Here is an 18,650-nt window from a genome sequence, read left to right on the forward strand (position 1 = left end):
GACCCGCCGCCGAGGTCGCTGGGGGGACCTGGCAGCGGGCGCGTGTCGACGACCCGGTTCTGCCCAGGGGCAGAACCTCCCCCGTTCGCCGATACGGCCGCCAAGTTACCGGGCCCGCCGATAAGAAATCGATAAGCGCCGTTCAGGCTGGTCAGCGCTCTGCGACCACTGTCGCGCCAGTCAACTCGGCGAGGCGACGTTCGACCTCGAAGCGCTCCGGCACGCCCATCCGTCGGAAGATCGCCAACGCCCGCTCCCAGTGCCGCCGCGCCTCGGCCGGGTTGATGCGGCCGAAGTGTTCGGCGAGCCCGGCCAACGCTCGACCCTGCTCGTGGGGGTGCGCGATCCGCGTGGCCAACCGCAACGCCTCCTGGTGCACCTCGAACGCCTCGCCGCCCCGACCCTGCGCCAGCAGGGTGCGGCCGAGTTCGTTGAGCGCAGCCGCCTCGACGTGTCGCTCCCCCGAACCGATCGACAACTTCCGGGCCAACTCGTGCTCCTGCTGGGCCTCCACCAGACGACCCAGACCGCGATAGGCGATCCCGAGGTCGTTGCGCACCTCGGCCTCGGCATACCGGTGGCCGGTGCGATCGCGCAGCGCCAACGAGGCCAAGAGAATTCGGATCGCCTGCGGAAGGTCACCCATCCGAAGGCGAACGGCGCCGATGTGGCTGAGAGCGTTGAGCGTGTGGAAATCGTCGGAGTTCGTTCGGGCCCACGCCAGGTGCAGGCGGTGCATCCGTAACGCCTCCTCGTAACGCCCCAAGGACGTCAGTGCGATGCCGAGATTCGGCAGCACCATCGGCACCCTGACGTTGCCGTACCCCTTGTAGTCACGCAGGCACTCCAGACCGACTGTCACCGCTTCGGCCAGATTGCCGCTCCACCAGTAGACGGCGGCGAGATTGGCGCGGTATCGGGCGGCGCTCAGCACGTCCCGTGCGTCTCCGGCGAGGGCGACAGCGCGAGTCAGATGGCGCAGCGCTGCCCGGTTGTCGCCGGTGCGGACGTATCCGGAAGCAAGGTAGTTGTTCATCAATGCCGTTGCGCCGACGTCCCCGGATGCTTCCGCTGCGGTCAGCGCGTACCGGTGGGTCGTGATGATGTCCTCGAAGTATCCGCGGATGTAACACAATCGCCAGAGAGCACGGGCCAGTCGCCAGGAGTGCTCGTGGAAGCCCTCATCGAGGGTTGCCCGCACCATCGTCACCAGGTCCGTCCGCTCCCTCTCCAACCAGTCGGCGGTGGGCTCCCCGATCGCGTCGATCAACTCGGGTCGCCCGAACGGGAGACGTGTGACGCGAGATCCCAGGTCGTTGAACTCCAGCGTCTTGGCGACCCTCAGTGCCACCTCCAGAGTGAAATCGAACAGGTGAGCCAGCCCGGCCTTTCGGTCGCTCGCGGAGTCGGTACGCGAACAGAGTTCGATGGAGTACTGCCGCATGAGGTCGTGCAGTCGATATCGCGTCGAGTCCAGGTCCTCCACCAGGTTGCTGTCGACGAGGTCGTCGAGCGCCGCGCGAGCTTCCGCGATCGTCAGACCGGTCAGCGCGGCGATTGCCGGCGTGCTGAAGCGGCTACCGGGATACAGACCCAGGAATCGGAAGACACGCTTGGTCGAACTCGGAAGCGGCTCGTAGGAAGCGGCGAACGCTCCGGTGACGGTGCTTTCTTCCTGCGCGAGATGGCGCAGCACCGGAGCGTCGTCGGCCATCTGTCCGGCGAGGTCCGCCAACCGCCAGCCCCGCCGATGCGCCAGCCTGGCACCGGCCAGCCGGATCGCCAGTGGGAGGTACCCGCATCGGCGCACCACCTCGGCGGCCGCCTCCGGCTCGGCTTCGACCCGGTCCTGACCGACGCTCAGGCTGAGGAGTTCCACGCTCTCCCGAGGGTTGAGGAGCGGAAGCGTCTGCGAGGGCCCGACATGCGGGTGGGTCAGACGCCGCCGCGAGGTCACCAGTACGACGGTGGTCGGCTCGACCGGCAGCAGCGGCATGATCTGCTCGCTGCTCGCCGCGTTGTCGAGCACTATCACTGACCGCCGCCGGGCCAACTCCTGCCGCCACAACTCCATCCGGTCGTCGAACTCCACCGGTACACGGCCAGCCGGAACGCCCAACTGCCGTAGCAGGGAGACCAGAGCACTCGCCGGCTCCACCCGGTTCTTCTCGCCGTGCCCGCACAGGTCGATGAACAGCGCGGCGTCCGGGTATCGATCGGCCAACCGGCGGGCCAGGTGCACGGCAAGTGTCGTCTTGCCGCTACCGGCCATGCCGTCGATGATGTGCACGGCTGGCACCCTCTCCTCGACCCGCCGGGTCTCCGCCAGCAGCCGCGACACCACGTCCTCCCTGCCGACAAAGTCGGTGACCGCTCGGGGGAGGTGATCCACCAGGTCGGGCTGAGGCGCTCTTGCGGGAACCAGGACACCGACTGTGGACGTTGGGTTCGTATCAGGGCGGGCGCTCTGGCCGGCCGGACGGGATGCGGCGCGGTTCGCCGGTCGCCGGGCTGGCACCGCCGAAACGATCGTGCGGTGGAGAGCCTGGAGGTCGGAACCCGGGAGGACGCCGAGTTCGGCCATCAGCTTCGCCCGAACCTCGTCGTACGTCACGAGCGCGCCCGCGTGGTCGCCGCGCTCGTGCAGCGCCCGCGCGAGGAGGACGTACGCCGGTTCCCGGAGGGGATGACGGGCGATGACCTCCCGTAACAGGGGGATCGCCTGGTCGCCCCGTCCCGCCCTGAGCTGCGCATCGGCAAGGAGTTCCACGGCCAGCAGGCGCTCCTCCTCGGCGGCCACCACGCGCGCGCCGAGCACAGGCCCGAGCGCGATGCCGGCGAGCATCGCACCCCGCCAGCGCGCCACGGCGGACCCCAACCGTTCCAGGGCGCGCTCGACGTGGCCGGCTATCAGGGCGTCGCGACCCGCAGCGCACTCCGCCTCGAAGCGAAACACGTCAATAGCTTCCGGCCCAAGGGTGAGACGGTAGCCGCTCTGCTGCCTGACGAGGACACCCCGACCGGACTCGAAAGCCTCGAAGGTTCGGCGCAGATTGGCGGCATAGGTCCGTACGTTCGCCACCGCGGAGCGCGGCGGGGCGTCCGGCCACAGCTCGTCGACCAGGTCGTCGAGGGTCACCAGTTGCCCGGGTTGAACCGCGAGCATCGCGAGGACAGCCTGCTGTTTGGGCGTACCCAGGTGCAGCTTGCGAGCGAGCAGTTGCACCGAGAGGCCGCCCAGAAGTTGAATCTCCACCCGTCCCCCCTGCTTCAGCGGGGTATTCAGCCGATCACGCAACGAAGCTTACGGGCACCGGATGTAACGGCTGATGCCAATCAGGCTGCCGATGCGAACGCTCCCGCGGCCGTCCGCTGCGACCGGCGGACGAGTGCAATGCGAACATTGCAAGAACCACCGGTTGCGTCGGCGTTCTCGGCTCATGCCGCAGCGCGGAGAGAAGGAGCGAAGGCCCCAACTAGTGGTTTCGGTACCGACCTCGGTCCTGACCCCGGGAACGGCCCGGGGCAGTGCCACCATCATCAATGTTCATCTGCGAACGGTTGCGCGGCGGTCGACGAAGGGGACTCCTGGCTGAAGCTGACGAGCGGTCGACCGAATCGGCGGATGAGTTGCGGCACGACAGCACCCACACTGGGGACGCGGTCTAATCACTCGGCACCGCTCACGACATTCCGCAACGGACCGGATGCAACAGGCGAGCATCCCAGCGCTCTCCGCACCGGAACGCAAACAGAATGTCACTTATGCGCACAGGATTAACTAATGTTGAGGATAACGACATTTATCATCCCTAACTAGGGCCAACCCCATTTAAGCTCCATTCGTAGAGAGTCGGCTTCAACGGAGTCCGACAAGCTCACGAAGGAGAGGGTGGGTGAAATGCGCGGAAACGAGTGGGGCTGACATCGGTGCAGGACTTCTGCATCGCTCGGCGATATGGTTGCGGGTACGACAGGCGAGGTAATCCAGGAGTTGCGTGGCCTCTTCACAACGACGCGATGACGGGACCGATCGACGGCTACGGCTGATCGTCGGTCTCCTCGTCGTTGCTGCCACGATCGTTGCGCTCGCCTCCCTGAGACTGACCTTCCCTGCGGCCGAGGCTCCGACACCCGACGGAGCAACCCTGGTAACGCTGACCGCAATGATCGCCTTGGGCGCGTTCGTCAAGACGCGCGTACGTGTCCGGTCCGCGGTGCACCTGATCAGTTGGAGCGAGGCGGCGATCGTCATCGCGGCTGCCATTGCCCCCGTTCCGTGGGTGGTGCTCTGCACCTGCATAGGGATCACCATCGCCTCGGCCCGGCTACCACCGATCAAGCTGGCCTTCGGCGTCGGCAAGAACATCCTCGTCGCGGCCGGGGCAGGCACTGCCTTCGCACTGCTCGGCTGGACCTGGCCCGCCATGCAGGCCCCGCAGCTGGTGGGGATCCTGTCGGTCGCGTACCTCCTCGCCGCCTTCCTCGACGAGGTGCTGGCGATCCCCGTGATCGCGCTCGCCTCCGGCACCAAGATCTCGACTCAGTTCCGCAGCAACCTGGATCTTCGCCTGGCCGGCTACGCGGTCCGGTTCGTGGTGGCGGCCCTGACCCTGCTCACCCTCCAGATGGATCCACGGCTCCTGCTCGCCGTCCCGCCCCTGGTGCTGAGCCTGCACCTGGCCTACTCCGCGCGCATCCGCGGCCGCACCGAGCAGCAGGCGTGGCAGCGGCTCGCCCGCACCACCGACGCGCTCAACGTGGTCGACCTGGACAACGTCCTCACCACAGCTGTCACCCAGGCCGCCGAGTTGTTCTCCGCCGACGAGGTCGAGATCGAGCTGCACGACGGCGGCCGCACCGTACGCGGCGGCACCGGCGGCATCACCTTCGACGGCCCGACCGGCACGCCCACCGACGTGGACGGCACGATCGTCCCCGCGCCGCTGGAAGGCCACGACCGGACGGTCGACGTCGGCATGCTTCAACTGCGCTTCCGCGGCCCGGTGCAGCTCTCCGAGCGGGAGCAGTACACCCTGCGCACCTTCGCCTCCGCGCTCTGCACGGCCGTCCGCAACGCCCAGGCGTACGCCGAACTGGCCCGGGTCGCCGACGAGCACGCGTACGCGGCCTCGCACGACGCGCTGACCGGCCTGGCCAACCGCCGGCACCTCCTCGACGAGGGCACCGAACAGTTGAGCACCCGCCACGCCGACGGGGTGACCGCGCTGGTGCTGATCGACCTCAACCATTTCAAGGAGGTCAACGACACGCTCGGGCATGCCGCCGGCGATCAGGTGCTGGTGCAGGTGGCCGACCGGTTGCAGGGTGCGGCCCAGCCGAGCGACCTGGTGGCCCGCCTCGGCGGCGACGAGTTCGCCGTACTCATGCGCGGTCTGCCGGCCCCGGCGGTCGCCGCGCACCGGGCCGAGACGCTGCTCGCCGCCCTGCACGAGCCCTTCGAGTTGGACGGCATGCGAATCAGCGTCGAAGCCAGCGGCGGGATCTCCGGCGCCCCGTCCAACGGCGGCATGGCCGAGTTGCTGCGCCGCGCCGACGTGGCCATGTACCAGGCGAAGCGTGCCGGGCAGCGGATCTCCACGTACGCCCCGACCCGCGACACCGCCGACCTCGGTCGCCTCACCCTCGGCGGTGACCTACCGCGCGCGGTCGCCGACCACGAGTTCGTCGTCAACTTCCAACCGATCGTCGACCTGGGCACCGGTGAGGTGACCAGCGCTGAGGCGCTGGCCCGCTGGCACCACCCCACCCACGGCCTGATCGACCCGCTGCGGTTCCTGGAGGCGGTGGAACGGTCGGGCCTGCTACCGGCCTTCGCCGAAGCGATCCTCGACCAGGCGCTGATCGCGGCGGTGAGTTGGCGCGACGCCGGCTTCGACGTACCGGTCGCGGTCAACGTGTCCCCGCGCAGCCTGCTCGACGCGCGGTTCCCGGGCTCGGTGCTGGCCCGGCTGCGCGCCCACGACCTACCACCGGACCGGCTGGTCCTGGAGTTGACCGAGACGCTGACCCTCAGCCAACTCGACGTGGTCGACCGGGTGCTCAGCCGACTACGCGACGAGGGAGTCCGGTTGGCGTTGGACGACTTCGGCACCGGCTACTCCTCCCTCTCTCTGCTCTCCCGAATCCCGGTTCACGAGCTGAAGATCGACCGGAGCTTCGTGACGACGATGGAGAGTTCGGCGGAGGCCGCCGCCGTCATCCGATCCACCCTCGACCTGGGTCGCAGCCTCGACCTGGACGTGGTGGCCGAGGGGGTGGAGAGCGAGCCGCAGCGGCGGGCCCTCTGGGAGTTGGGCTGCGTCGCCGGCCAGGGGCATCTGTTCGCCCGGCCGATGCCGTCCGGCACCCTGCTCGCGGCGATGCAGCGCGGCTCGGGCGGCCGACCGGGCACCCTCGCCGCGCCGCTGCACGACACCGGGGCGGTGATCCGGTTGAGCCAGAACCGCCGCCAGGCCGGCCGCTCCAGGCCCGACCGCCTGCCACACCTGCCCGCCTGAGCAGGCATCGCCCCGCTGCGCGGGCAGCCCGGTCTGCCAGACTGTCGCGCGTGATCGTCGACGACCCGACCGCCCACCGCAGTCGCTGGCACTGGCGCACGCTCGACAACGCCGCCGGCGGACTCGCCCTCGACCTGGGCCTCTACGCCGTCTCGGCCACCTTCGCCGCGATCACAGCGGTCACGTCCACCCTGCTGCCGCACCGCGCCTGGGGCGCGGTCGCCGCCGTCGGCTACCTGCTCGCAACGCTGACGGTGATCGCCCAACTTCTGCTACGTCGACGCTCTCCAACCTCCCGGCTGACCGGTCTGCCAGCCCGCTGGGCGGTCACCGGCCTCGCCTGGGCCACCACCACACTGCTGCCGCTGGCCTGGCAGAGCATCGACCGGGCCGGTGGGCGCACCGACCGGGCCCAGGAGGAGGTGCTGGTCGTGGAGCAGGCCGGCAGCCGCCTCCTGGAACACGGCACGCCATACCTCGGACCCGACGCCATCGCCGCCCTGCCACCGGGCGAGCAACTGATGGGCTACACCCCGTACCAGCCCGGCATGGCGATGTTCGGCCTGCCCAGAGCATTGCTCGACACCTGGTGGACCGACTCCCGGGTCTGGTTCGCGGTGGGCACCGCGCTGGCGCTCGCCCTGGCCGTGGCCGCCCTGCGCAGAACACCCGCCACCGCCGGGCAGGCCACCACCGCCGCGACCCACCGGCGGGACGCCGCCCTGCTGCGCGGCGTGCAGGCCGCCACCGTACTGCCGATCTGTGCCCTCACCCTCGCCACCGGCGGCGACGACCTACCCGTACTCGCGCTCTGCCTGCTGGCCCTCGCGTTCGCCGCCGCCGACCGACCCGGCCGGGCCGGCCTCGCGGTCGGGCTCGCCGGCGCGCTGAAGCTGTTCGCCTGGCCGGTCGCCCTGGTCCTGATCGTCTGGGGCCTGACGCGACGCGCCGGCACCCGAGTCGCTGTCGGCGCCATCGGACTGCCCATCGCCGCACTACTGCCGGCGCTGCTGGTGGACCGCGACGCCCTCACCGAGAACGTGCTGCGCTTCCCCCTCGGCCACGGGCTGGTCACCAGCCCCGCGCAGTCCCCGTTCCCCGGCTACCTGATCGCCAGCGCGCTACCCGCCGGCCGGCTGATCGCCGCCGGGCTGCTGGTCGCCGTCGGAGTGGCCATCGCCGTCCGGCTCGCCCGCCGCCCGCCCCGCACCGCCGTCGCCACCGCGCTCATCTGCGGGTACGGGCTGCTCGCCGCCATCGCCCTGATGCCCTCGACCCGCTTCGGCTACCTGCTGTACCCGCTGGCACTGCTGACCTGGGCTCCCGCCCTGCACCGCCCGGGCGACACACCGACCGCCGCGGTTGCCGATGAGGGGTCCGGTCGGACCACTTCGGCGTAACTTCCGAGCGGAACGGCGCGTCAGGGCGTAAACCTGAAGGCATGACCACGTACCGCGACCGGGCCGACGCCGGCCGGGCGCTCTCCGAACGGCTCACCGCACTCATCGGCGACCCGGACGTCGTCGTCCTGGGCCTCGTCCGTGGCGGCGTGCCGGTCGCCCGGATCGTCGCCGAACGCCTCGGCGCACCACTGGACGTGCTGGTCGTCCGCAAGCTCGGCATGCCATGGGCCCGGGAGGTCGCCTTCGGCGCACTCGGGCCGGGCGGTGTCCAGGTGCTCAACGACGCGGTGGCCAGCCGACTCAGCAGCGACGACATCGCCGAGGTCCGCCATCGGGAGCAAGCCGAACTGGAACGCCGGGAACGGCTCTACCGGGGCGATCGTCCACAGCTGGACCTCACCGGGCGGACGGCCGTGATCGTCGACGACGGCCTTGCCACCGGCGCAACCGCCCGCGTCGCCGTCGAGGTCGTCCGCCAACTCGGGGCACACCGCGTCGTGGTCGCGGTCCCGGTCGGCGCGCAGGAGGCGTACGAACTGCTCGCCGCCGAGGCCGACCAGGTCATCTGCGCGCAACGCCCGGCGGACTTCGGCGCGGTCAGCGTCTACTACGACGATTTCCACGAGGTGTCCGACGAAGAAGTCACCGAGGCGCTCACAGCAACTGCATAGGTCCACCAGGTACCGTCGGGCGATGAGTAGCCTCACCTGTCCCAAGTGTCACGGAGAAATGCGCCAGTACGAGCGCAGCGGCGTCGTCATCGACCAGTGCGGGGAGTGCCGAGGCATCTTCCTGGACCGCGGCGAGCTGGAGAAGCTGTTCGAGGCGGAGGCCAACTGGAGCCGCCAACAGACCGGCGGCGCGCCGGGGCAGCCCGCGCAGCAGCCGGCCGGCTACCCGCCCCCGCCGCCGCAGCCGCACCAGCCCGGTTACGGCGCCGTCCCGCCGCCGCCCCCGCCCGCCCACGGCTACCCGCCGCAGCCGGCCTATGGCCACCAGCAGCAGCAACACCACGGCTACCACGGCCACTACCGGCAGAAGAAGCGCAAGGGCTTCCTCGACGAGATGTTCGGCTGAGCCCAGGGCCGACCTTCCGCCCGGGTCGATCCATCGCGTCGGCCCGGGCACACCACCCGGGCCAATGATCGTTGGCGGGCACGATGCTTCATGCGAGGCTGAGTCGCATGACCGCGACCCGACCGGACGAGGCGCTGGCCCAGGCGTACGACGGGATCACCGCGGTGGTCGGTCGCCTGGACGACGCCGGCCTGCAACGAGCCACCCGCTGCCGGGGCTGGCTCATCGCCGACCTGCTCCTGCACGTGCTCGGCGACGCCCAGCGGGCACTCGTCACCCTGGCCAGCCCCGTCGACGGCCCCGCCGACGTCGACGACGTGAGCTACTGGCGTGACTTTCCCGGCAGCGACGACGAGGCCGCCCGGCACGCCTGGTGGGTCCGCCGATCGGCTGCCGCCTTCGACCGCCCGAGCGGGATCGTCGAGCTCTGGCGGGACACCGCGCCGGCGGCGGTCCGCGCCGCCGCGTCAGCCGACCCCGAGGGGTACGTGACCACCCAGGGACACGTGCTGCGCGTGCCGGATTTCCTCGCCACCCTGACCACCGAGGCCACCGTCCACCACCTGGACCTGACGCTGGAACTGCCCGACGCGCCGCCGCCCGGCCCACTGGCGGTACGCGTCGCGGTAGCGACAATGGACGGCCTGCTCAGCGACGACACCGTTCGACCCAGCGCGTGGGACGACCACGACTTCCTGCTGAAGGCCACCGGGCGCGTACCGCTGACCGACCGGGACCGGCTGGAACTGGGTGAGTCGGCGGGCTGGTTCCCACTGCTCGGCTGACGAACGGCGGTTGCCGCGTCGGTCAGCCGATGGCCATGTCGACGAAGCGGGACAGGTGCAACTGGGCCGCGACGGTCACCGTGTCGGTGGGTCCATTTCGATGCTTGGCAACAATAAAATCCGCCTCCCCGGCCCGCGGCGACTCCTTGTCGTAGTAGTCGTCGCGGTGCAGAAGGATGACAACGTCCGCATCTTGCTCGATTGAACCAGATTCACGCAAATCCGACAGTTGGGGTCGCTTGTCGGTGCGCTGCTCGGGGCCACGGTTCAGCTGACTGACCGCGATCACCGGGCACTCGACCTCCTTGGCCAACAGCTTGAGGCCACGGGACAGGTCCGCGACCTCCTGCTGGCGGCTCTCGGTGCGTTTTGGTGAGGTCATCAGCTGGAGATAGTCGACCACGATCATCTTGAGGTCGTGCCGCTGCTTGAGCCGCCGAGCCTTGGCCCGGATCTCCATCAGGTTCATGCTCGGCGTGTCGTCGACGAAGAGCGGCGCCTCGCTGATCTCGCCCATGCACCGGGCCAGCTTGGTCCAGTCGTCGTCGGAGAGCTGACCGCTGCGCAGCACGTGCAGCGGCACCCGCGCCTCAGCGGAGAGCAGTCGCATGACGATCTCGACCTTGCTCATTTCCAGCGAGAAGATGGCAGCCGCCTGGTTGGCGCGAATAGCAGCATTTCGGGCAAAGTCCATGCTAGCGGTCGATTTGCCCAAACCCGGCCTGCCCGCCACAATGATCAACTGCCCGGCGTGTAGGCCGTTGAGCAGTCGGTCCAGGTCGCTGAAGCCGGTCGGAACGCCGGTCATCATGCCGCCGGTCGCCCCCACCGCCTCGATCTCGTCGAGCGTCGGCTGCAACATGTCGGCCAGGATCGCGAAGTCCTCGCTGACCCGCCGTTCGGTGACGTCGTAGACGGCCTGCTGGGCCAGGTCCACGACGTCGTCCACGTCGCGGCTGCCGCCGCTGGCGGTGCCGTAGCCCAGCTGCACGATCTTCGTGCCGGCCTCGACCAGGCGGCGCAGCACCGCCCGCTCGCTGACGATCCGCGCGTAGTAAGCCGCGTTCGCGGCGGTGGGCACGCTCGCGATGAGGGTGTGCAGGTACGGCGCGCCACCGATGCGGCCCAGGTCACCCGAGTCGGTCAGCGCGGCGGCGACGGTGATCGGGTCGGCCGGCTCACCCCGACCGTAGATGTCGAGGATGATGTCGAAGATGGTGGCGTGCACCGGCCGGTAGAAGTCGTTGGTCTTGAGGATCTCGACGACGTCGGCGATGGCGTCCTTGGAGAGCAGCATGCCGCCGAGAACGCACTGCTCGGCCGCGACGTCCTGGGGCGGGGTCTTGTCGAATTGACCATCCCGCTGCGCGGGTGGATGGCCTCCGCCGGAGCGTGGCTCTGCCCGCATGTCGTCGGTGACCGACACGGGTCCCCCCTCCACTGCGCCGGATCCAACCCCAGCTCTACCGCTGGGGTACGACACTTCCGTCCGACCGGGCCGGTCGATCGGGGGCCATCGCCGGCGGTCGAGGGCCAACCATACGGACCCCGAGGTCAGAGACTCAACAACGCCGGTGGACGAGCCTCGGGACAACCTGTGGATTCCGGTAGGCAGCATGTGCGCAGCGTGTGCACAGCCTGTGGATAACCATTGGGGAATTCTCGGCCATAAGTCGTTGACCTGCTAAGACATGCTCCCCAGCCTGTGGAGGAGAATATTTCGGTCGGGCCTGTGACACGATCGTCCCGTACTATCTCCAGCGAACGGCTACACCTGGACAGCGGATTCCGCTTTCGGTTCAGAAGGGTCACACTCCGGCCGTGAATTACCGGGACTGGGGACGCGGCGATGGCAGCCCGCGCGAGCGCCAGCCAACCGCCTCGTGGGGTGAGCGCGCGGCGTCTGTTCCGGTTGACCCGTACGACGAGGACGGGCGCTACCGCACCTCCAGCCGGCGGCGTGCGTTGGACCGCGGCCAGGACGAGCCTGTTGACGCCTACCTGCCCCGGTGGGCGCTGGAGTCAGGCGTCCGGCACGCGGACGGCGGTGGTCGCCACGCGGCACCGGACGACGACGAAGACGAGGACGAGCCCGAGCGGCCGATCTCCGGGGCAGGCCGACGGTCCGCCGAGTCGTCGAGTCGTCGACGGCGGGGCAGCGAGCCGCGTCGGCGGGAGCAGGCAGCGATCGGCCCGGCGCCGGACTCGGACCACACCCGAGAGTGGACGCTCGACCGGCCGCAGGAGCAGGGCTACTCCGGCCGCCGACGGGCCGATGCCGGGGAGGACGAGCCGGTCTCCGGCGCTGTCTCGGACCGGCGTCCCCGCCGCGCGCCCGTTGGCCGTCCGCAGGTGACCTGGTCGGGCGGGGAGCCGGAGTCCACCAAGAGCGAGCAGGTGCCGGACCAGGAGCCGAGCCGTCCCAGCCGGCGTAGCCGCCGTGCGGCTGAGGAGTCCTGGTCCCGTCCGGCGGCCGACCCGTGGGCCCGCGGATCGGACCGGGTTGCGGAGCCCGAACCGTCGTACCCGCCCGCGGTGGACCCGTGGGACGCCTCGGGCGTGCACGCGTGGCCGCCGACGGCCGGCACGGACAGCGGGGACCTGAGCGGGCAGTGGTCGGCGGTGGAGAGCGTCGGTGGCTGGGAACGGTCGGACCGCACCGGCCAGTGGGAGCGGTCCGCGATCGAGGACGGCCAGTGGGACCGTACGCTGGCGCCGCGCTCCGATCGCTCGGTGGCGGCCGAGGGGTGGCCGAGCCGGGAAGACGGGTTCTGGTCCGGCACTCGGTTGGCCGATGACGACCCGCGCTGGATGGATCCGACGACGTCAGCGCCCCGGTCTCCGGTGGTGGGATACACCGCCCCACGGCCGCGCGGCGCGCCTGCGCCGCGTCCGGGCGCGCCGGGTCCGGGTACGCCCCGGCGTCGGGCGGACCGGCCGGCGGTGGGAACGGCGTCGGTACGTCGGCGGGTCGAGTCGGCGGCCACGGGTGCCTGGGCGCGCCGTCTGGAGGACGACCTGCTGGACCCGGATCCGGGTGGGTCCGTCCGGCCTCTGCTGTACACGGCGGCCTGTTACCTGGTGCCGGCGATGCTGATCTTCGTTTGGCTGCTGACGTTGGACAGCCAGGCGCCGGCTGGTTGTGTGACCGACATCAGCGGGGGCGGGTGTGAGTCCGCCCGGTCCCGCGCACTGGAGTCACTCCTGGCCGGTTCGCCGCGCTTCGGTCTGGCTCTGGTGAGCAGCCTGGTGGTGGCGGCGCTGCTGCGGCGGGTGGGTACGACCTGGCGCTCGGCGACCATCGCGGTTGCCGCCGCGGTGGTCGGCGGCGGCCTCTCCACGGTGCTCATCAGCGCGGTGACGGGCCAGCCCATCGGTTGAGCCGTCGGCGGGCCGGGCCAGAGCGGGCGGGCATCGGGCCGGAGGCAGGTCGGGGCCTGCTGGACACCCGTCGGGCACGCCGGGCGAGCCTGTCTTGGCCCGGGCAGTGCCGGGTTGGACGACGTACGCACGAGGGCCCGCACCGATCGCTCGGTGCGGGCCCTCGTGGTGGTGTTGCGGACGTCAGCCCTGAACGACGTTCAGGTTGAACGACGCGGTCACCTCAGGGTGCAGCTTGATCTTCACCGGGTAGGCGCCGATCGACTTGATGTGACCGGGCACCTCCAGCCGGCGACGATCGAGGACCGGGCCGCTGGCGGCCTTGACGGCGTCGACGATCTCGGCCGGGGTGACCGAGCCGAAGAGCCGTCCACCGTCGCCGGCGCGGACCTTCAGGTTGACCTTGAGACCCTCGAGCTGAGCCTTGACCTCGTTGGCGTGGTCGAGGTCGCGGATCTCGCGGGCCCCACGGGCCCGCTTGATTACCGTGACCTGCTTTTCCGCGCCCTTGGTCCAGACGATCGCGAAGCCCTGCGGCAGCAGGTAGTTACGGCCGTAGCCGTTCTTGACCTCGACGATGTCGCCCGGGGCACCGAGGCCGGACACTTCCTGAGTCAGGATGATCTTCATATCGGTGCCTCCTCTCAGCGGGTGGTGGCCGTGTAGGGCAGGAGCGCCATCTCACGGGCGTTCTTGACCGCACGGGCGATCTGCCGCTGCTGCTGCGAGGTCACGCCGGTCACCCGACGAGCGCGGATCTTGCCGCGATCGGAGATGAACTTGCGCAGCAGCGCGGTGTCCTTGTAATCGATGTAGGCGATCCCGTCCTTGTCGAGCGGGTTCACCTTCTTCTTGGGCTTGCGCAGTGCCGCAGCCTTGGCCGTTGCACGTGCTCCTGGTTTGCGATCGCGAGCGCTAGGCGCCATTAGAACGGTGGCTCCTCGTCAAAATTGGCGCCCGAACCGGCACGCGCGGGAGAAGGAGCAGCCGAAGCCCAGGGGTCGTCGAAGTTTCCTCCGCCGCCACCCTGGTTGCCACCGCCACCGCCGCCACCGAAGCCGCCACCGCCACCGCCGGAGCGGGACATCTTCTGCACCTTCGCCGTGGCGTAGCGCAGCGACGGGCCGATCTCGTCGACCTCAAGCTCGATGACAGTGCGCTTCTCACCCTCGCGGGTCTCGTACGACCGCTGACGCAGCCGGCCCGACACGATCACCCGAGCGCCACGCTGCAGCGACTCGGCGACGTGCTCGGCGGCCTGCCGCCACACGGTGCATGCGAGGAACAGCGGCTCGCCGTCCTTCCATTCGTTCGACGCCTTGTCCATGAAACGGGGCGTCGAAGCGACTCGGAACTTGGCGACCGCAGCCCCGGAGGGGGTGAACCGCAACTCGGGGTCATCGGTCAGATTGCCGATGACCGTGATGGTGGTGTCTCCTGCCATGACCATCTCCTCGCGCACTCAGCGTCTCGTCGTACAGGCTCGCAGAGCCGTACGACAGAGTCGCGGAGGCTGATCCGGACGAACCGGGGTTGGATGCTCTAGCGCATTTCCGGTCGGATGACCTTGGTGCGCAGCACGGACTCGTTGAGCCGGAGCTGACGGTCCAGCTCGGCCACCGCAGCAGGCGTGGCCTGCAGGTCGATGACGGCGTAGATGCCTTCGGCCTTTTTGTTGATCTCGTACGCGAGGCGCCGACGGCCCCACACGTCGGTCTTCTCAACCGAGCCACCCGCGGTCCGAATCACGTTCAGGTACGTGTCGAGCGACGGTGCGACGGTGCGCTCCTCGAGGCTGGAGTCGAGGATGACCATTAGTTCGTAGTGACGCAAGACGTGCTCACCTCCTGTGGGCTAAGCGGCCACGGTCCTTCCGTGGCAGGAGGTCTTGTGTCGTTGCCCGCACGCGCCGAGGGAACCCGGCCGGACGCGGACAACCTGACCAGGATACCCGGTCCCAACGATCATGCCCGGGGTGGTCGGGTCCGGACCCGGACGTGCCGACGGGGGCCCACCGTCCGACCGTCAATCGGTCGTGGTGGACCCCCGTCTACGAGGCCGCGGGGCGTCCGGTCCGCATTCCTTGGGTGGGACCTGGGGAGGAACGACCACACCGATGAGGTTGGACCGAAGACGCCCCGCGGAGCTTTATCGTGTTGTTATCTGACGATACAACAGCACTCGTACCTTGTCGGGGGGAAAAGCACAATTTTCCGAGATTCGTCGTCGCTCGGTACTGGTGTGCGATGGGGTCGCCCCCGCTGCGCCGGGCCGCGCCGCGGGGGTGACCTCGCCGTCGGCCGTCGACCGCCGGTCGCCGTGTGCGACGCTCGCGCCGCTGGCGGCACCGGGATGCTGATCGCCGGTCCAAACCCATCAACGATCGTCGGTCCCTCCGGTGACGCGACACCGCCCCGGCCGTCGCCCCGCCGGTCGGGGGCGCGACGTAGGCTCGCTCGCATGCGTATCGGAGCCCACGTCGACTCGACCGACCCGCTGGCGGAGGCGGCCGCCCGGTCCGCCGAGACCGTGCAGTTCTTCCTCGCCGACCCACAGGGTTGGAAGGCGCCCAAGCCTCGCGAAGATGCCGAGCGGCTGCGCGCCGCCGAGGTCGACCTCTACGTGCACGCGCCCTACGTCATCAACGTGGCCACGCTCAACAACCGCATCCGGATCCCGAGCCGCAAGCTGCTGCTCGGGCACGCCAACGCGGCCGCCGCCATCGGCGCCAAGGGCCTGATCGTTCACGGTGGGCACGTCAACGCTGGCGACGACCTGGCCGTCGGCTTCGACAACTGGCGCAAGACCTTCGCGTACGCGGCGGACTCCGGCGGCTTCGGCGTACCGGTCCTGATCGAGAACACCGCCGGCGGCGACAACGCCTGCGCCCGACGGCTGGACGCGCTCGCCCGACTCTGGGACGCCATCGGTGACTACGAGGTCGGCTTCTGCCTGGACACCTGCCACGCGTACGCGGGCGGCGAGGAGCTGCTCGGTCTGGTCGACCGGGTCAAGGCGATCACCGGGCGGATCGACCTGGTGCACGCCAACAACTCCAAGGGCGCGTTCAACTCCGGCCAGGACCGTCACGACAACCTGGGCGGCGGGACGATCGACCCGGAGCTGGTGGTGGCGGTGATCCGGGCGGCCGGCGCGCCGGTGGTCGTCGAGACACCGGGCGGTGTGACCGGCCAGGCCGCCGACATCGACTTTCTGCGTGAGCAGCTCGGAGCGGAGACCCCGGCGGCATGACGAGCGGACAGCCCGGGACCGGCAACGCCCGGCCCACCCCCACCGGCGCGGCCGCCGAGAGTCAACAGGCCACAACGGCCGCGGCCGGCACCCCCACCCAGCAGAACGCCGCGGCCAAGCAGGGCACCACGACGAAGCAGGGTCCCGCCGAGGGCGGCACCGCAGCCAGCGCCAGCACTGCCAAGGGCACCGACGCATCAGCGGACAGCGAACCGGCCAGGGACAGCGACCCGGTGGATGGTACGACCAAGGCCAGCGGCGCGACCAAGGCCAGCACACCGGCCAAGGCCAGCACACCGACCAAGGACGGCGACCCGACCAAGGACGGCGACCCGACCAAGGACGGCGACCCGACCAAGGACGCGAAGGCGGACGGCGCCGACGGTACGGACAAGGCCGACAGCGAGGCGAAGCCGGTCGGCCCGGAGCGTTGGGAGGCGTTCGCCTCAGCGCCGGAGCCACGGCCCTCCATCTTCAGTCGGGCCGGCCGGGCTGTCGGGCGGTTCCTGATCCACGAGTGGACCCTGGCCGCCCTCGGCGCGTTGGCACTGGCCGTGCTGATGACCTGGCCGACGCTGCGCTACCCGCGCTACACCCTTCCGCAGGACTACTGGGACCCGAGCCTGCAAGCCTGGCAGATGGCCTGGTCCGGGCACATACTGCTGGCCGAGCCGGCGCGGCTGTGGCAGTCCAACACGTTCTTCCCCGAGCTGTGGAGCTTCGCGTTCTCCGACACGCTGCTCGGGTACGCCCCGGCCGGGATGCTCGGCAGCGGTCCCGAGGACGCCGTGCTGCGCTACAACATCATGTTCGTGCTGGCGCACGCACTCGCCACGCTCGGGGCGTACGCGCTGGCCCGTCAGCTCGGGGCCGGTCGGATCGGTGCGGCCGTCGCGGGCGTGAGCTACACCTACGCGCCGTGGCTGCTGGCCCAGGCCGGGCACCTGCACGTGCTCTCCAACGGTGGCATTCCGCTGGCGCTGGCGATGTTGGCGCGCGGGCACGGGTGGTCCCTCCGGCACGGCTACCGGCCGGAGCGCCGACATGACGGTTGGGTCTACGCCGGTTGGCTGGTGGCGGCCTGGCAGCTCAGCCTCGGCTTCGGCATCGGGCTGCCATTCGCGTACTTCCTGGCCGGTACGGTGCTGGTCGCTGCCGTCCTGTTCTTCGCGCGGCGGCTGCGCACCGGGCAGGCGGTTCCGTTCGGTCGCCGGTTGCTCGCCGCCGACGTGCTCGGCGGGGTGTTGTTCGCCGGTGTCGGTCTGCTGATGGCGTTCCCGTTCTTCAAGGTGACCGAGCTGCACCCGTACGCCGAGCGCACCATCGGCGACATCAGCCTCTTCTCGCCGCCGGCGTCGGGCTTCGTGACGGCGCCCGGGGAGTCGCGGATCTGGGGTGGGCTGCACGAGGGCGCACGGGACGCGCTGCCGTGGCACCCGGAGATGACCCTGCTGCCGGGCTTCGTGCTCTACGCGCTCGCCGCGGGCGGGCTGTTCTTCTCGGTGTGGCGGCTGCGGCACCGACTGCTGCTGCTCGCCGGGGTGCTGGTGACGATGGCCTTCGCCATGGGCACCCGCTTCTTCGACGGCACCTTCACCTACGTGCCCCTCTTCGAGCACCTGCCGGGCTGGAGCGGGCTGCGTACCCCCGGGCGGTTGATGCTCTGGACCACGTTGTTGCTCGGCCTGCTCGCGGCGGGCGCGGTCACCGCGCTCACCGACCGGGTCCGCGAGTTGACCGCGCAGCGGATCCCGTCGTGGCCGGGGCCGTGGCTGCGGATGGCCACCCTGCTGCCGCTGCTGCTGGTCACCGTCGAGGGCCTGAACACCACCCCACACCCGGTGGTGCCGACCCAACCGGCGGCGATGCGTTCGGCGGAGGGTCCGCTGCTCGTGCTGCCCAGCAATCAGAGCCTGGACCAGCACGTGATGCTCTGGTCGACCAGCGGGTTCCCCGACGTGGTCAACGGCGGTAGCGGCTTCACGCCGCGCCAGCTCGACGACGTCCGCCGGGTGAGCCAGTCGTTCCCGGACCAGACGAGCGTCGACTACCTGCGCACGCTCGGCGTCCGCACAGTGGTGCTGCTTCGCGGCCAGGTGGCCGGCACACCGTGGGAGATCAACATCGACGCGCCGGTCGAGTCACTCGGCATCAGCCGGCAGGAGGTCGGCGGCGACGCTGTCGTCTATCGCCTGTGAAGCTTTTAGGGCGGGTTTTCGGGGGAGCCCGCC

14 protein-coding genes are annotated in these 18,650 nt (G+C 70.1%); 8 read left to right on the top strand and 6 right to left on the bottom strand.

The window, feature by feature from the left end; all coding sequences use genetic code 11:
- Positions 1 to 151 precede the first annotated feature (151 nt).
- Entirely contained in the window at positions 152 to 3,256 is a 3,105-nt protein-coding gene (locus FB453_RS18450) for a BTAD domain-containing putative transcriptional regulator (RefSeq protein ID WP_145791858.1), read from the bottom strand.
- A gap of 742 nt (positions 3,257 to 3,998) precedes the next feature.
- Here FB453_RS18450 and FB453_RS18455 point away from each other — a divergent pair.
- The 5 genes from FB453_RS18455 (at position 3,999) to FB453_RS18475 (ending at position 9,786) form a co-directional block, all read left to right on the top strand.
- Positions 3,999 to 6,521, top strand: coding sequence for a bifunctional diguanylate cyclase/phosphodiesterase (locus FB453_RS18455; protein ID WP_186718377.1), 2,523 nt, complete (start codon positions 3,999 to 4,001; stop codon positions 6,519 to 6,521).
- Positions 6,522 to 6,571: 50 nt separating this feature from the next.
- A complete protein-coding gene (locus tag FB453_RS18460; RefSeq protein WP_145791862.1) occupies positions 6,572 to 7,921 on the top strand; it encodes a glycosyltransferase family 87 protein in 1,350 nt (449 codons plus the stop codon).
- Positions 7,922 to 7,962: 41 nt separating this feature from the next.
- Entirely contained in the window at positions 7,963 to 8,595 is a 633-nt protein-coding gene (locus FB453_RS18465) for a phosphoribosyltransferase (RefSeq protein WP_112583901.1), read from the top strand.
- A 22-nt stretch (positions 8,596 to 8,617) separates the two neighbouring features.
- Positions 8,618 to 9,001, top strand: coding sequence for a TFIIB-type zinc ribbon-containing protein (locus FB453_RS18470; RefSeq protein ID WP_145791864.1), 384 nt, complete (start codon positions 8,618 to 8,620; stop codon positions 8,999 to 9,001).
- 107 nt (positions 9,002 to 9,108) lie between these two features.
- On the top strand, positions 9,109 to 9,786 hold the full coding sequence (locus FB453_RS18475; protein WP_145791867.1) for a maleylpyruvate isomerase N-terminal domain-containing protein: 678 nt from the start codon (positions 9,109 to 9,111) through the stop codon (positions 9,784 to 9,786).
- A 22-nt stretch (positions 9,787 to 9,808) separates the two neighbouring features.
- Here the strand turns inward: FB453_RS18475 and dnaB are convergent, their stop codons facing one another.
- Positions 9,809 to 11,212 (bottom strand): replicative DNA helicase, encoded by a 1,404-nt coding sequence (dnaB, locus tag FB453_RS18480; RefSeq protein ID WP_145791869.1) that lies wholly within the window; start codon positions 11,210 to 11,212, stop codon positions 9,809 to 9,811.
- Positions 11,213 to 11,607: 395 nt separating this feature from the next.
- Here dnaB and FB453_RS18485 point away from each other — a divergent pair, with 395 nt between their 5' ends.
- Complete coding sequence (locus tag FB453_RS18485; RefSeq protein ID WP_145791871.1) at positions 11,608 to 13,167, top strand: hypothetical protein; 1,560 nt, start codon at positions 11,608 to 11,610, stop codon at positions 13,165 to 13,167.
- 183 nt (positions 13,168 to 13,350) lie between these two features.
- Here FB453_RS18485 and rplI read toward each other — a convergent pair whose 3' ends face one another.
- The 4 genes from rplI to rpsF form a co-directional block, all read right to left on the bottom strand.
- Positions 13,351 to 13,797, bottom strand: coding sequence for a 50S ribosomal protein L9 (gene rplI, locus FB453_RS18490; RefSeq protein ID WP_030487689.1), 447 nt, complete (start codon positions 13,795 to 13,797; stop codon positions 13,351 to 13,353).
- A 14-nt stretch (positions 13,798 to 13,811) separates the two neighbouring features.
- Positions 13,812 to 14,093 carry a 30S ribosomal protein S18 gene (gene rpsR, locus FB453_RS18495; protein ID WP_051723758.1) on the bottom strand — a complete coding sequence of 94 codons (282 nt, stop codon included), beginning with the start codon at positions 14,091 to 14,093 and terminating at the stop codon, positions 13,812 to 13,814.
- Positions 14,093 to 14,629 carry a single-stranded DNA-binding protein gene (locus FB453_RS18500; RefSeq protein ID WP_181518404.1) on the bottom strand — a complete coding sequence of 179 codons (537 nt, stop codon included), beginning with the start codon at positions 14,627 to 14,629 and terminating at the stop codon, positions 14,093 to 14,095. Before FB453_RS18500 ends, rpsR begins: the two co-directional genes overlap by 1 nt.
- An 80-nt stretch (positions 14,630 to 14,709) precedes the next feature.
- Positions 14,710 to 15,000: a 30S ribosomal protein S6 gene (gene rpsF, locus FB453_RS18505; protein ID WP_036391391.1), complete on the bottom strand. Its 291-nt coding sequence runs from the start codon at positions 14,998 to 15,000 to the stop codon at positions 14,710 to 14,712.
- Positions 15,001 to 15,627: 627 nt separating this feature from the next.
- Between rpsF and FB453_RS18510 the strand changes: the two genes are divergently transcribed.
- Both FB453_RS18510 and FB453_RS18515 read left to right on the top strand, forming a co-directional pair.
- Positions 15,628 to 16,419, top strand: a complete 792-nt coding sequence (locus FB453_RS18510; protein WP_145791873.1) for a deoxyribonuclease IV — start codon at positions 15,628 to 15,630, stop codon at positions 16,417 to 16,419.
- Positions 16,416 to 18,617: a hypothetical protein gene (locus tag FB453_RS18515; RefSeq protein WP_145791876.1), complete on the top strand. Its 2,202-nt coding sequence runs from the start codon at positions 16,416 to 16,418 to the stop codon at positions 18,615 to 18,617. The genes FB453_RS18510 and FB453_RS18515 overlap by 4 nt, the downstream gene beginning before the upstream one ends.
- Positions 18,618 to 18,650 lie beyond the last annotated feature (33 nt).

It is taken from the genome of Micromonospora sp. CNZ322, from assembly GCF_007827755.1.